The sequence below is a fragment of the Subdoligranulum variabile genome, assembly GCF_025152575.1.
GTDB lineage: Bacteria > Bacillota > Clostridia > Oscillospirales > Ruminococcaceae > Gemmiger > Gemmiger variabilis.
The window spans coordinates 119,598-133,936 of the sequence record NZ_CP102293.1 but is presented as its reverse complement, the minus strand read 5'-3'; the positions used below and the strand labels follow the sequence as shown (position 1 = coordinate 133,936).

Sequence of the window (14,339 nt, the reverse complement as noted above, 5' to 3'; positions counted from 1 at the left end):
CACATATCTGCGCTATAATCATAAACCACCACACGCAAGGGAGGTGTGCTTTGTGGCAGAGGATAAATCCGGGAAAAAGGTGATTGCCCAAAACCGCGAGGCGCGCCATGAATATTTTGTGATTGAGGCACTTGAAACCGGTATTGAACTGGTGGGTACCGAGGTTAAGAGCCTGCGTGCAGGTGGCGTGAATCTCAAGGACTCCTGGGCGGACATTGATGATGGGGAACTGATTGTCAAAGGAATGCATATCAGTCCTTATGAGCAGGGCAACATCTTTAATAAAGACCCGCGCCGGCCGCGTCGTCTGTTGGCCCACAAAGCGGAGATCCGCCGCCTGGGCCAGCAGATCAAACTGCAGGGGTATACCCTGATTCCGCTTTCGCTTTATTTTAAACACGGGCGCGTAAAGTTGGAGTTGGGGCTTTGCAAGGGCAAAAAACTCTATGACAAGCGTGCTGCCGCTGCGGCACGGGATGCCAAACGTGATATTGACAGAGCATTGAAAATGCAGCGATAAAAGCTGTTTGCTTTTGCCTTCCCGGTGGGCATTGCCCACCGATTATGCGGGGCTGTAATGGTTTCGACGGGGAGAGAAAGGCGTGAGCAGCGGGCCGTGGCGGTGCACCACGATAAAAGTACCAAAACAAATTAACTGACAACACTTATCCTGTTGCCGTCGCTGCCTAATTAGGCGCGACCGTTCTGCCTGCGTTAGTACCGCGCAGGGCCAGAGCGTCGATTAGGTACTGAACGTGAACGGGCTTAAGCTTTGCGGCCCGTCATGAATTTATGAAGCTACCAAGGCGTAGCGCGTGTGTGCTCGCCCGCGCCAAGGGAAATTCAATAAACACACTGCGCCCGGAGATACTCTAACCGATTTCTTTTCGGACACGGGTTCGACTCCCGTCAGCTCCACCAAATGGACATTACACGAACACCTATTTTTTCAAAGGCGGCTTTGCCGTAAGGGTGTGGCTGTAATGTCATGCCGCTAAGTCCTCAAGGACTTAGCGGCATTTTTATATAGTAATCAGGGAGGAAAATCGTTGTGGATACAGAAAAAACTTTTTTCCTTGGGAAAGATTCGATAGAAATAGAGTGTGCTGAGCTAGAAAACAATGACCTGGCCACGATGGAACTTTGTGTAGATTGCATTCGTCATTTGCAAGAAATACACAATTTGTTCTTGGTCTTTAAGTTTCAAACAGAGCAAATATGGAAAAACTACACGCTTATGAGCGATGGAAAAGTTTTCCGCGATCAATTTCCGGCAAAGAGGACTACATCGCGATCAATGCCTATACAACGAATATTATCAGCGCTGGAAAAACGATGATCGAATCCATGAAAAATTTTACTGATTTGAAATGCCTGACAGACGAAAATCGAAGTAGTTACTCGGCAATGGTTAGCAAAATTTATGATACGGTGTTTTCCTATAAACTATTGATTCGTCTGCGAGATTATGCCCAACACGGCCATTTGCCTGTAAACAGTTCAGAAAATATATACTATTTCGATCTTATCAACATTTTGGGAAAACCGCATTTTAACCACAATAAAGCAGTAAAAGAGCAGATGATCCAGGCGATTGCAACGTGCGAAGACCTTTTCAAAGATACGCCAAGATTGTCCCTTACAAAAAGTCTGGCGGAATTTGTAGCGGCCACTATTCGTATCTATCGGAATTTCTGGATGTTTGCTGAATATGCGGTGCTAAACGCTAAGAAGAAAATCAAGGACATTGTGGACACCTATCCGGAAAATATTATACAGGCGCCCGCTGATATGTCGAAGTGGTTTATTTATAAAGTCGCAGATGGGAATGCAGATACTATAGCCCTTGCGGATGATCCGGAAAAAATGTTTGTTCAATTCAAAGAGGAAGCCGAAAAAATTTCTGATCAATATATACAAGCCTGGCATGAATTGATAAAAGATGCACAGCTTATCCGATTTCTCGATAAGGACCATATTAAAATAGTACCATACGACCAACACATTTAGTTAAATCGATGCATGAGAATGCGATATGGAATTTGCTTCGTGTAGAGTGGGTTTTCGACAGATGCGGGGCTCCCAAAAGCAACTATTTATTATGCTAGATCTTTATCTGTAAGGAGCCTCTTACTAAGCTCAGCCACGAGCAGGTCGTTATACCAACAACTACTTTTTTATAGAGGGTTTTGCCGTCAGGGTGCGGCGGTAACGGCGAAGCAAAGTGCTGAATGGAAAGGTACAAGGTTACCTTTCCATTCAGCATTTACTGGAACTATACATTCTTGTTTTATGAATTGCCTTGACTTATAATGTAAGAAAATAATGCAATTAGATAGAATGAGCAAAAAGCGCTGTACAATCACGTGGTTGATTGATGGATTGTTCAAAGGATGAGTTGTGGGAGGCAGTTCATGAAAACGAATGATAGACCGCTTACTGATTTGATGAAAGCTGTGGACACCGGTGCAGCACAGTTACCTGATTTTCAAAGAGGTTGGGTATGGGATGATGACCGTATTAAGGCTTTAATCTTGAGCGTGATTCACAATTTTCCGGTTGGTGCAGCGATGTTTCTGGAATACGGAAATGAAAGCATCCATTTCAAGCATAAACCGATTGAGGGCTCAGATGCTGCTCCCAACGCAGAACCAGATGAGCTTATTCTTGATGGGCAGCAAAGATTGACTTCCCTTTACAATGCCCTGTACAGCAAGAAGCCCGTCCATACAAAAACAGATAAAGGCAAAGAGATAGACAGATATTATTATCTGAACATCGAAAAGGCACTCGATCCAAGTGCCGATGATGAGGAAATTGTAATCTCGGTTCCTGCAACGAGACAGGTTACATCTGATTTTGGTAGGAGGATCGAAATAGATCTTTCAACCAGGCAGGATGAATTCCGTATGAAGATGTTTCCCCTTAACATCATTCTGAACTCCGGCGAGGAACAGGGATGGCAAAATGAATATTATGCCTATTACAATTATGATCCAGTGATTATTCAGAAGTTCACGGAACTTTTCTCAAAAGTAATTATGCCAACACAAAGGTACGCTATGCCGGTCATTCTGCTAGACAAAGAGACTCCGAAAGAGGCAGTGTGTCAGGTTTTTGAAAACGTGAATACTGGCGGCGTTTCTTTAACGGTTTTTGAACTTGTCACCGCAATTTTTGCTATGGACGATTTCCCGCTGCGCGAGGATTGGAAAGATCGAAAGGAGAAGTATTTCTCAGGAGATTTGCTGGATATTGTAACGGCTACAGACTTCCTAACCACTCTTACGCTTTTATCTTCGTTTAAATCTGGGGGAACTGTGAGCTGCAAGAAGAAGGATGTGCTAGCGTTAAAGCTGACATCATATAAAAAGTACGCAGACGACCTTTGTATGGGGTTTTCTATTGCAGATAAGCTGTTGCAGGAAGAACGGATATTCTCAAGTCGTGACCTTCCATATAGTACACAGCTGATTCCTCTTGCAGCCATTTGCACTGTTTTGATGGATGGGAACAAGATTTACACTACCACTGTCAAAAATATGGTAAAACAATGGTATTGGTGCGGCGTTTTCGGTGAGTTGTACGGTTCGGCAAATGAGACAAGGTATGCAAACGATATAACGCAGGTTATCAAGTGGATTACAGATGGCGGTGATCTTCCAAAGACCATCACGGATTTCTTTTTCAATCCGACGCGCCTTCTCAGTTTGCAGTCCAGGCAGTCGGCGGCGTACAAGGGCATTATGGCTTTGATTCTTAAGAACCACGCCCGCGATTTTATCTCTGGTGCGGAGATGGACTTCTCAACATACTCAAACGAGAAAATCGACATTCATCATATCTTTCCGAAGGATTACTGTATAGGGCAAGGCTATGACAAGAACAAATGGAACAGCATTGTGAACAAGACACCAATTTCTGCAAGCAGCAATCGTGAAATAGGCGGCGTTGCACCGTCCGCTTATCTTGGAAAGCTTGAAAAGAAAGGTTCTGTATTACCGTCCGATTTGGATAGCTATGTAGAGACGCACTGGATCGACCACAATCTACTTAGGAATAATAAGTTCCAGGATTTTATGATTGATCGAGCCAAAAAACTGTTATGTGCAATTGAAGCGGCTACTGGTAGAACAATATCAGGAAAAAATTCCGATGAAGTGCAACAAATGTTTGGAGCACAGTTGAATTAAGCCTACTTTTACTTGTGGGAACCAGTGCCAACCAACATGAAATACAGAACCATATTCTGTGGCTATGGGTTCGTTAGGTGCTTTTGTGGGAGATGCAAAAATACAGCCCTGATTCTAGAAACATAGGGTGTAACGAAAAGTGACACCCTTTTGGAGCGCAGGATATGATATTAGCCGCACTTGGGACATACACCGTTTTCATCCAGTGCAATGCCGCAAAGAGGGCAGCGATCCAGGTGCAGACGAGATTCGTATTCCTGGGATGCTGCGTTGACGCCACTTGTGAACGTCAACTTAACGATGTTCAGCTGATCTTTGAGCAGATCATATACGATTTTGATCATGCCTTCCACGGTCAGTGTTTCCTTGGTGACGACCAGGCGGCAGTCCGGGTAGGCGGTAGCGAGATCCGTATGGAAGGCAGGGCCTTTCATAATGTTGTTGGGGTCCCCGTCTTTGATACCCTGCTTTTCATAGACGGCAAGAACAGCCGGCAGCAGAGGGTCGTCTTCCCGCAAAATCAGCGCATGATCAAAGTTCTTCAAGACGTTCCAGGCAGTTTTCTGGATTTCATTACAGGGAAATGCCATGTTGACGCCGGGATTGATGGTGTCCTCCACTTCGATGGTTAACACACCAGTGTGGCCGTGAAGGTACTGCGCTTCTCCGCGAAAACCGTAAAAACGGTGTGCGTACTGAAGATCGAGTTTTGTAATGCTTCTCATGGTGTTTGCTCCTTTATTTTTATATTTACGGAGAGAGACTCCGCAGTGCCAGTAACAAAAAGATCTGAAAAACGGGAAGAGGATCCAGGAATGAAATCACTGTGTACGATGAAAAAACAGTCTTAAAATATATGAGATTTAAAGAAATCTAAAAGTGAGGTGAATCTATATTTAAGATTATATCCTAAAAATGTTTATAGTGCAATATTGGCAAAATGTGCTTGCATAGGGCAAAAATAATAAAGGCGAGTAAATTGTGTAAATAACAAATAAGAATAAATATCTATACTGGCCGATAAAGCACTCTTGTGACGCTGCTTCGCAACCTGGTTCTGAACGCGGCGGCCGACACAGGCGGAAACGGTATCCGCATCTGGAGTCAGGGCGACCGGAGAAAAATACACATCGAGGTTACCGACTGCGGATCCGGTATATCGGAAGAGAAAGTGGAAAAAATCAAGGAGCCGTTTTACCGGATTGACAAAAGCCGCTCACGGGAGGCTGGCGGCAGCGGTCTGGGACTTACCACCTGTGAGCAGATCATAATACGGATTTGCAGATAGAAAGCCGACTTGGACGGGGGACGACCAAATCGATTTCACTGCAGGAGGATTAAGGATGACACGATAACCATGGGCTCATCTGCGGTTCGGTTTGATGGTCGCGTTTTGTGTGTTCTTTCAATCTCTTCCATATCTGTACGGCAAGGCGAGTGATCGGTGGCTGGGGAAATGGGAAGAGTACGGGCCGTACAACAGGGAATACCCAGCGAGAAAGGGCAGGAAAATGCCTTGTATCAAAATCGCTTTCTGACAAATACAACCCATTTCCCAGCTTGCTGCCGGTCTGTGCGCTTGGCTATCCCAAAATCTCGCGTGCCCGCTCCGCCTCAGCTCGGGACAAGACCCCGGCTGTCGTCAGTGTTTCCGTTCGGTCCACCAGTTCCTTGCGGGTCTGGTCCGCGTCCGCGCTCGTCTCAATGGTTCTACAGCGCAATCTATTGGGCGCCGGATCATGAGGGCCGAGCAGGAGAAAGGATCCAGGTTACTTTGCAGGAAAAGACCGGCCTTGTAACGTTTTATTCGGTCAGTGCGGACAAGGGACGGGAAGATTTGGATGAAAGTCTGAATGCTTACAGGGATTAGATACGGAAACCTGTATGGCCAGTTCTGGGGAGGGGAAAATATTTACTTTGTGTATGCCTTGCGGGACGGAACACTGGTTTACATAGAGTCGGACGATCAGGTCGGTGTGGAGGCAGATCAAATTTGTCTTGCGGATGGCGGTAATCGGAGGTTCGGCAGGAGGAAGAACGGTATCAGGCTGCAATGGATGCAATGGTAACGGACCGTCGGGTCTATCTTCTTTCTGTGAATACCGGAGTGGAGCAGAATCTGTTGAACTGGGGATGGCAGTTCCGGAGAGGGTGCCGTTGATTGGCCGGAAGAGATTCTATCTCCCCGGTCCACCGATGATATGATTATTTATATGGAGCAAATGCTGGGGGAAAGGATACTGCTCACGGTATACGGTCTCTGGGGGAGAAATCTGGTCAAGCGCTATTCTCTGGAGCCTGATAGTGGTGTGTTGCAGGAAATTCCTCTACAATACATCAGTAATGCTTCTGAAAAGCCGATGCGTATTCTGGGAAAAATGGAAAATGCATTGTTGGCGATATTTGAAGAACAGGCACACACGATCGAAAATATAGACCCGGATGGACTGCCTGCCCAGAACTTGACTTTTACGCACCGCGCTGGCCTGATCCGCGAGGAAGACTTTTTGGGTGGAATGCCTAACTATCAGGAAATCCAGCCTTTGGAACCCTGAAACCTTCCACTGGACAAGCGTCCCGGCGGCAGGGTATAATGCAGGTATGAAAATACTGATTTTATATTTTGTGCTTATCAATCTGGTCGCATGGGGATTGATGGGTGTGGATAAACACCGTGCCCAAAAACATGAATGGCGTATACCGGAGCGCACCTTGTTCGCTGCGGCATTGCTGGGGGGCAGTCTAGGCGCCATTCTGGGAATGTATCTGTGGCATCATAAGACGAAGCATTGGTATTTTGTCATCGGTATGCCGCTGATTCTGGCAGTGCAGATCGTGGTAGGAATCTGGGTCGGGAGCTGGTTCTGATGTTCTGGAATTATTGGAGGAAAAAGGGAAAGACGCCGCGTCGTATGCCCCCGGCGGGTATGACGGCAGATGATATCAGGACACAAAGCAGTGTCTGTACCGGGGAAACGATGATTGGTTTCTGGGACTCACATACAGGCCGACTGCAGCAGGCTGTTGTTGTGCGAAATGATGCAGATATTGCTGCGTTTTACCGTTCATACGGCTGGGAACCTCCATGTGGAAATTGACAAAAAAATACCAAACCAATTTTGACATTTTATTAACTTTGTGAAGTATCTTGCGGTTTCGCATATTTCTTGCGCAATCTGTAGTGAAATCGTGCATATTCTTTGCAAATTGTAAAAACGATGTTATAATAGTTCTGTAAGTGTCAAGCAGAGGATATTATAGTCAATATTTCTGCGGTAAATGATATGGAGGTAGTTTTTTGTATGTCCATTTTTGAGAATTTTGAAGCCAAGCTGCGCGCAGAGTCCAAGTCCATTGTCTTTACGGAGGGGACGGATGCACGGATTTTGTCGGCTGCCAGCCGTCTGCTGGCAGGAAAGACACTGCGCGTAATCCTGCTGGGCGAGCCCGATGCGGTTCGCAAAGCAGCTGCAGATGCGGGCTTCGACATCACCGGCGCAGAAATCCTGAATCCGGCTGCTTACGAAGGCTTTGATGAAATGGTAGCCAAGATGGTTGAGCTCCGCAAGGGCAAGATGACCGAAGAGCAGTGCCGTGCGGCGCTTTCCAAATCCAATTATTTTGGCACTATGCTGGTCAAGATGGGCAAGGCGGACTGCCTGCTGGGCGGTGCCACCTATTCTACGGCGGATACTGTGCGTCCGGCGCTGCAGCTGATCAAGTGCAAGCCTGGTATCAAGTCTGTTAGCTCTTGCTTTATTCTCATGCGCGGTGAAGAAAGCATCGCCATGGGTGACTGTGCAATCAACATCGATCCCAGTGAGGACGAAATTGTGGAGTCTACGGTGGAGACGGCTCACACAGCGCAGATCTTCGGCATCGATCCGCGTGTGGCACTGCTGTCCTACTCCACCAAAGGCTCTGGTAAGGGCGAAACGGTGGATAAGATGCGCAATGCAACGATCCGCGTCCAGGAGGCCCATCCGGAACTGAAAGTGGACGGCGAACTGCAGTTTGATGCCGCTGTGGCGCCTGAAGTCGGCCAGCTGAAGGCGCCGGGGTCCCAGGTGGCCGGCTATGCCAACACCTTTATCTTCCCCAACATCAATGCCGGCAACATCGGGTATAAGATTGCCCAGCGTTTGGGTGGCTTTGAGGCGTACGGCCCTATCCTGCAGGGGCTGAATGCACCGATCAATGATCTGTCCCGTGGCTGCAATGCAGAGGAAGTCTATAAGATGGCTCTCATTACGGCAGCGCTCATCTGATTTTGTACATAAAAAGAGCGTCCGGTGCGCCGGACGCTCTTTTGCATAAAAATCCCGGAACGGCATAATTGTGAAGTGACCCCAAAAAGTTAGACAATAATTTCAAATAAAAATTGTTCAAGCAACCGAAAGGGCTTGTTGTCTGTGAACCGCAGGTGGCAGGCCCTTTAGCTTTGCCTTAATCCGTCGGTTATTGTAGTAGTCCAGATAGTCAATAAGCTCTTGTTTGAAGTATTGCATGGAGTGGAACTTTTGCAGATAAAGCAATTCACTCTTGAGCAGGCCGAAGAAGTTTTCTGCTACTGCATTGTCCAGGCAGTTTCCTTTGCGGCTCATACTTTGCCGAATGCCTTTTGCGTTGAACATACGCTGGTACTGCTTATGCTGGTATTGCCAGCCCTGGTCGGAGTGAAGAATGAGACCTGTCCCATCTGGTATGGTTGAAAAAGTTTTGGTAAGCATCGTTGTTACCATGCTCAAAACCGGTCGTTCAGAGATGGCATAGCTCACCCAATACCCGTTGTGCAGATCCAGAATGGGAGAAAGATAGAGCTTCTGGCCAAACAGGCTGAACTCAGTCACATCCGTAACCCGCTTCTGGTTCGGTCTTTCCGCATGGAAGTTTCTGTTCAACAGATTGGGTGCGATCCGCCCCACTTCCCCTTTGTAAGAGCGATATTTTTTGACTCTGACACGGCAAACCAACCCCAACTCCTTCATGAGTCGCTGCACCGTCTTGTGGTTCAGATATATCTCCTTGTTGTGTAATGCCGCGGTGATACGTCGGTAACCATACCGGCCTTTGTTTTCGTGGTAAATGGAGGAAATTTCTGCTTTTGCTTCTGCGTATTTATCTGGTTTTCCCATTCGCTTCAGATGGTAATAGAAAGTAGCACGAGGTAAGTGAGCGATTTCAAGCAGAAGCCACAAGGGATATCTCGGCCTCAGCTTTTGGACTACCTGGGCTTTTTCCCCTGGCGTCGCGCTCTCTCCAAAACCAAGGCTTGCAAGTTTTTTAAGTACTCGTTCTCTGCCCGCAGCCGTTGTACCTCAGCAAGCAAATCCTCTTCCACTTGTTTTGGCAGTTGCTTTTTCGGGTTCCCTTTGCGCTTCCTGACGTGTCGTTCCACCGCAAAGCCTTCCGCGCCTTCGGTCAAATAGATGCGTTCCCAATTCTGGATGCTATGATGATCGCTTATATCGAACCGTCGCGCTGTTTCACTGTAACTCAGCTTTTCCTCCAGCATGGTCTCGATCACTAGCTTCTTGAATTCAGGTGTGTATCGTTTGTTTGGTATTCCTTTTGGCATAGCAAAGCACCCCACTTGTTATTCAGTATACCATACTGTCTAACAAATGGGGTGCAGTTCATAATTGCTGTTCCGGGATTTTTTTATAATTCAGAGCGAATCAATACCGCAGATGATCGGCATCCAGGGCATTCAGAATGGGAAGCATAGCCGCAGCTTCTGCACGGGCAGCAATCGGATCCATCAGCAGGTAATTGCCGCATTCCACGGCAGATGCGCCGGGAATTTCGCCCTCGTAGCTGGCCATCCAAAGGAAGGCACTGCGCACCAGATCCAACGCTTCGGCATCGGACAGACCGGTGGTCAGCAGATAAAATCCAGTCAGACAACCCATGGGGCCCACGTAGACAACGCCCTCGCTGTATTTGCTGTTGCGTGCGTAGGTGGCAAACAAGTGCTCCAGAGTATGGGCCGCCGCAGAGGAAAGATATTGACCCTGGTTGGGACGCTTCATGCGGATATCCCAGGTACGGATTTCACCGTTGGGGCCATCCTGGCGGGAAAGGTACATCCCCGGCAGCAGCTTGGTATGGTCTACACAAAAACTGGCAATGCGTTCCATCCTGTTCACCTCACTCCGGCATGACCTGCACGACACCGCGGGAGCAGTCCATCGAAATCATCATGCCGTCCTTCAAAGTACGGGTGGCGTTGGTGGCGCCGACGATCACTGCCTTGTCCAGCGTCAGACCGACAATGGCGGAATGGCTGTTGGTGCCGGCCTCTTCGGTGATGATGCCAGCAGCATCGCGCATAAAGGGCAGAGCCGCGTTGGTGGTGAAGGGGAGAACCAGAATCTGGCCGGGCTTGAATTTCTTGGCGGCCTCGGCAGCACTGCGGCAGACGCAGACCTCGCCCTTGGCGTTGTGCTGACCGATACCGACACCAGCCAGCAGGGTATTGCCGACCAGGTGGATCTTGATCATATTGGTGGTGCCGGAGACGCCCACCGGAACACCAGCCGTTACGACTACCAGGTCACCGGAATGAATCAGGTCTGCCTTTTCAGCCGCAGCTACCGACATGCTGATCAGCTCGTCGGTGGAGTTGGCGTACTCCATCAAAAGCGGTGTGACGCCGCGGTAGATGTTCATCTGACGGCGGGTGCGCTCATCGAGAACACAGGCGATAATCTGCGTATCGGGACGGAAACGGCTCAGCAGACGGGCGGTTTCGCCGCTCTTGGAAGCGGAAATAATGGCAGAAGCACCAATGTCGCTGGCAGTGGTGCAGGCGGCGTGGCCTACAGCGGCGCCGATCGTCAGGTGGGAATCCTGATTGCCCGCATGGTGGACGAGGCTGTCAAAGCTGGAATCGGCCTCGGTGGTCTCGGCAATGGTGGCCATGGCTTTCAGGGCCTCCACCGGGTATTTGCCGGCAGCGGTCTCACCGGAAAGCATAACCGCACCAGTGCCGTCGTAAATGGCATTGGCCACGTCGGTGATCTCGGCACGGGTGGGACGGGGATTGACGATCATGGAATCCAGCATCTGAGTCGCCGTGATGCAGATCTTGCCGGCGCTCATGGCGCGATCAATCAGATGTTTCTGAATGGCGGGGATCTCGGCAAAATCGATCTCGACGCCCATGTCTCCGCGAGCAACCATGATGCCGTCGGCGACCGTCAGAATTTCGTCAATGTTATCGATGCCCTCCTGGTTTTCGATCTTGGCAATGATGCGCATCGTGCAGTCGTGCTCGTCCAGCAGGTGACGGATCTCCATGATGTCCTGTGCGTTGCGGGTAAAGCTGGCAGAAATCAGGTCAAATCCCTGCTCGATGCCGAAGAGGATATCGTTGCGGTCGCGCTGGCTCATATACGGCATGGAAAGATGGACGCCGGGGACGTTGACGCCCTTCTTGGTCTTGATGACGCCGTCATTCTGAACGGTGCAATGAATCTCAGTGTCCTCTACAGAATCAATCGTCAGCTCGATCAGGCCGTCGTCCAGCATGATACGGCCGCCGGGGGTTACATCGTGAGGGAGGTCCTTGTAGGTGACGGAACAAATCTCGTTGGTGCCTTCCAGCTCCCGGGTGGTGAGAGTGAATTTCTGCCCGGCGCTCAGATTCTCGGAACCATTGGCAAAAACGCCAAGACGGATTTCGGGACCTTTGGTGTCCAGCATGGCAGCGACCGGCAGATCCATCTCGGCCGTCAGGGCACGCAGCGCATCCAGGCGTCCTTTGTGCTCCTCATAATCACCGTGGGAAAAATTAAAACGGGCGACATCCATACCGTTTTCAAGCAGCTGGCGCAGAATGCCGGGCTTGTCGGTGGAAGGGCCCATCGTGCAAACGATCTTTGTTTTACGCATATACAAATGCCTCCATGGATTCTTTATTCATAAACACTATACGGCGTTATTATACTACAATTTCCGGCGGATAGACAAGTCCTCCTCGTCTTTTTTACTCGCATTTTACCGCTTCTGCTGATACGGCAAACGCTTTGTTAGAAAAAATCATGAAACATTTTACATTTTTGCCGCTATCGGGTATAATGTAAAACAACAATGGCGTATTGTAGCCTTTCCTATTTTGCAGACAGGAGATTATACTATGGCAAAACGAGTCTTTCTCATTGTGCTGGACAGCTTTGGTGTGGGGGCAGAACCTGATGCCGCACAGTTCGGCGATGCAGGAACCAATACACTGGCGGCGATTGCGGCACATCCCGATTTCAAGGGAGAACACCTGGCAGAACTGGGGCTGTTCAATCTGGATGGCGTAACCTGCGGCACGCCTGTGGAGCATCCCGCAGGCAGTTTTGCCCGCCTTCGAGAGGCCAGTGCTGGCAAAGATACGACGATCGGACATTGGGAAATAGCCGGCTTGCTCAGTGCAGAGCCTTTGCCGACTTTTCCGGACGGTTTTCCCCAGGAACTGCTGGACGCTTTCACCGCCAAAACCGGGTATAAGGTGCTGTGCAACAAGCCCTATTCTGGAACAGAAGTGATCCGGGATTATGGGGAAGAACACGCAAAGACCGGCGCGCTGATCGTTTATACCTCGGCAGACAGTGTGTTCCAGATTGCGGCCAACGAGGCTATTGTGCCGGTGGAAAAGCTGTATCAGATCTGTGAGCAGGCCCGTGAGCTGCTGGTGGGAAAATACGGAGTGGGCCGCGTGATTGCACGGCCCTTTGTCGGTGACTGCGCTGCCAACTTTACGCGGACTGCCCGCCGTCATGACTACAGCCTGGTTCCGCCAAACGATACCATGCTGGATGCCTTGCAGGCGGCTGGCAAAGCAACAATCGGTGTTGGCAAGATCCATGATATTTTTGCAGGCAAAGGTGTAGGGGAAACCATCCGCACCAGCGGGAATACCGAAGGCCTGCAGGTAACGCTGGAGCTGGCTGACAGGGACTTTGAAGGCCTGGCCTTTGTGAATCTTGTGGACTTTGATATGCTGTACGGACATCGCCGGGATGTGGCTGGTTATGCTGCTGCGGCGGCGGAATTTAACGATTGGCTGCCGCGTTTCAGGGCAAAGATGCGCCCGGGGGATATCCTGATGGTGACAGCCGACCATGGCTGCGACCCCAGCTATACCAAAACCACCGATCATACCCGGGAGTATGTGCCGTTCCTGATCTGCGGCGACGAGATTCAGGGAGGAATCAATCTGCATACGCGGTATAGCTTTGCCACCATCGCGGATACGGTCTGCCGGAGTTTGAACGTTCCCTATTGCCCGGCCGGATGCGGCGTGTACGATGAAATTTCTAAATAAGATGCCCTTGACTCTGCTGTATCTGCTGGCGGCGGCGCTGGTAATATATTCCATCGGTCTGGTGTTCACCAGCAATTTCAATATGGGAAACCTGATGGTGTGGCTTCTGGCAGCGGTGGTCACAGTTTATGCAATCTGGCACAAACCGCTGCACGCATGGCTTCATGCGCCTGGACTGGGGCGTGTTGTTTGGTGGGGGTTGGTTGTTGGCGGCATTCTCTATGCATTGCTGATCGGGTTTGTTGCAGTCAGCGGCTATACCAACCCTCCCACGGGACAGGAAAAGGTCGTCATCGTACTGGGGGCCGGGCTGCGGCGCGACAAACCCAGTACATTGCTTCGATACCGCCTGGACAAGGCCTATGCCTATGCGGCGGCACATCCCGATGTGCTGGTCATTACGAGCGGTGGGCAGGGGCGTGATGAGTGGATACCGGAAGGTCAGGCTATGCGGGAGTATCTGATTGCAAAAGGGCTGGACCCGGAACAGATTGTCGCAGAAAATGCGTCTACATCTACAGAAGAAAACTTTGCGTTTTCTCTTGAGATTCTGCGCCAACGTGGTTATGATGAATCTACGCCCATCGTATATGTGTCCAACGCTTTTCACTGCTATCGAGCCGGGCACTATGCGGAGCGGGCTGGATTTACGACAGTGACGGCTCTGCCGGCCGCCACACCCTGGCGCAGTGTGATTCCGTGCTACCTGCGGGAGGCATTGGCGCTGGCGTATTATTGGGTATTCAAAACATCCGCCAGCGGGCCGATGCATGCGCTGGTGGGATTTTTGGATTTGAATAAACGATTTTTTTATCAATAGGAGGGAACTG

Annotated in this window: 14 protein-coding genes, 1 other RNA gene and 1 pseudogene; 11 read left to right on the top strand and 5 right to left on the bottom strand. The window is 49.6% G+C overall.

Annotated elements, in window-relative coordinates:
* The first annotated feature begins 52 nt into the window (after window positions 1–52).
* The 5 genes from smpB (at window position 53) to NQ490_RS00615 (ending at window position 4,193) form a co-directional block, all read left to right on the top strand.
* Complete coding sequence (gene smpB, locus NQ490_RS00635) at window positions 53–520, top strand: SsrA-binding protein SmpB (protein ID WP_007046854.1); 468 nt, start codon at window positions 53–55, stop codon at window positions 518–520.
* A gap of 48 nt (window positions 521–568) precedes the next feature.
* Window positions 569–921, top strand: a transfer-messenger RNA (tmRNA) gene (gene ssrA, locus NQ490_RS00630).
* A 130-nt stretch (window positions 922–1,051) separates the two neighbouring features.
* Window positions 1,052–1,339, top strand: a complete 288-nt coding sequence (locus NQ490_RS00625; protein WP_259951348.1) for a hypothetical protein — start codon at window positions 1,052–1,054, stop codon at window positions 1,337–1,339.
* Complete coding sequence (locus NQ490_RS00620) at window positions 1,336–2,010, top strand: hypothetical protein (RefSeq protein ID WP_259951347.1); 675 nt, start codon at window positions 1,336–1,338, stop codon at window positions 2,008–2,010. Before NQ490_RS00625 ends, NQ490_RS00620 begins: the two co-directional genes overlap by 4 nt.
* Window positions 2,011–2,414: 404 nt before the next feature.
* A complete protein-coding gene (locus NQ490_RS00615) occupies window positions 2,415–4,193 on the top strand; it encodes a GmrSD restriction endonuclease domain-containing protein (protein WP_040918073.1) in 1,779 nt (592 codons plus the stop codon).
* Between the two features lie 170 nt (window positions 4,194–4,363).
* On the opposite strand, the gene NQ490_RS00610 is transcribed toward NQ490_RS00615, so the two are convergent.
* Complete coding sequence (locus tag NQ490_RS00610) at window positions 4,364–4,918, bottom strand: 6-carboxytetrahydropterin synthase (RefSeq protein WP_007046850.1); 555 nt, start codon at window positions 4,916–4,918, stop codon at window positions 4,364–4,366.
* A gap of 308 nt (window positions 4,919–5,226) precedes the next feature.
* Here NQ490_RS00610 and NQ490_RS00605 point away from each other — a divergent pair, with 308 nt between their 5' ends.
* The 4 genes from NQ490_RS00605 to pta all read left to right on the top strand — a co-directional run bounded on the left by NQ490_RS00605 (window position 5,227) and on the right by pta (window position 8,461).
* Window positions 5,227–5,481: an ATP-binding protein gene (locus NQ490_RS00605; RefSeq protein ID WP_007046849.1), complete on the top strand. Its 255-nt coding sequence runs from the start codon at window positions 5,227–5,229 to the stop codon at window positions 5,479–5,481.
* A gap of 925 nt (window positions 5,482–6,406) precedes the next feature.
* On the top strand, window positions 6,407–6,748 hold the full coding sequence (locus NQ490_RS00600) for a hypothetical protein (RefSeq protein ID WP_147644670.1): 342 nt from the start codon (window positions 6,407–6,409) through the stop codon (window positions 6,746–6,748).
* A 46-nt stretch (window positions 6,749–6,794) separates the two neighbouring features.
* Window positions 6,795–7,061 (top strand): DUF1294 domain-containing protein, encoded by a 267-nt coding sequence (locus NQ490_RS00595; RefSeq protein ID WP_007046845.1) that lies wholly within the window; start codon window positions 6,795–6,797, stop codon window positions 7,059–7,061.
* 434 nt (window positions 7,062–7,495) lie between these two features.
* Window positions 7,496–8,461 carry a phosphate acetyltransferase gene (gene pta, locus NQ490_RS00590; RefSeq protein WP_040917673.1) on the top strand — a complete coding sequence of 322 codons (966 nt, stop codon included), beginning with the start codon at window positions 7,496–7,498 and terminating at the stop codon, window positions 8,459–8,461.
* Between the two features lie 117 nt (window positions 8,462–8,578).
* On the opposite strand, the pseudogene NQ490_RS00585 reads toward pta, so the two are convergent.
* From NQ490_RS00585 to pyk, 4 genes and pseudogenes are all read right to left on the bottom strand, one after another.
* Window positions 8,579–9,427, bottom strand: a pseudogene (locus NQ490_RS00585) (IS3 family transposase); the annotation flags it as partial.
* Window positions 9,418–9,771, bottom strand: coding sequence for a transposase (locus NQ490_RS00580; protein ID WP_007046840.1), 354 nt, complete (start codon window positions 9,769–9,771; stop codon window positions 9,418–9,420). The pseudogene NQ490_RS00585 and the gene NQ490_RS00580, both read right to left, overlap by 10 nt.
* 100 nt (window positions 9,772–9,871) lie before the next feature.
* Window positions 9,872–10,333, bottom strand: a complete 462-nt coding sequence (locus NQ490_RS00575) for an S-ribosylhomocysteine lyase (RefSeq protein ID WP_007046839.1) — start codon at window positions 10,331–10,333, stop codon at window positions 9,872–9,874.
* Between the two features lie 10 nt (window positions 10,334–10,343).
* Window positions 10,344–12,089, bottom strand: coding sequence for a pyruvate kinase (pyk, locus tag NQ490_RS00570; protein ID WP_007046838.1), 1,746 nt, complete (start codon window positions 12,087–12,089; stop codon window positions 10,344–10,346).
* 244 nt (window positions 12,090–12,333) lie between these two features.
* On the opposite strand from pyk, the gene NQ490_RS00565 reads away from it, so the two are divergent.
* Both NQ490_RS00565 and NQ490_RS00560 read left to right on the top strand, forming a co-directional pair.
* A complete protein-coding gene (locus tag NQ490_RS00565) occupies window positions 12,334–13,509 on the top strand; it encodes a phosphopentomutase (RefSeq protein ID WP_007046836.1) in 1,176 nt (391 codons plus the stop codon).
* Window positions 13,493–14,329, top strand: a complete 837-nt coding sequence (locus NQ490_RS00560) for a YdcF family protein (protein WP_084759117.1) — start codon at window positions 13,493–13,495, stop codon at window positions 14,327–14,329. Before NQ490_RS00565 ends, NQ490_RS00560 begins: the two co-directional genes overlap by 17 nt.
* The last annotated feature ends 10 nt before the right edge of the window (window positions 14,330–14,339 follow it).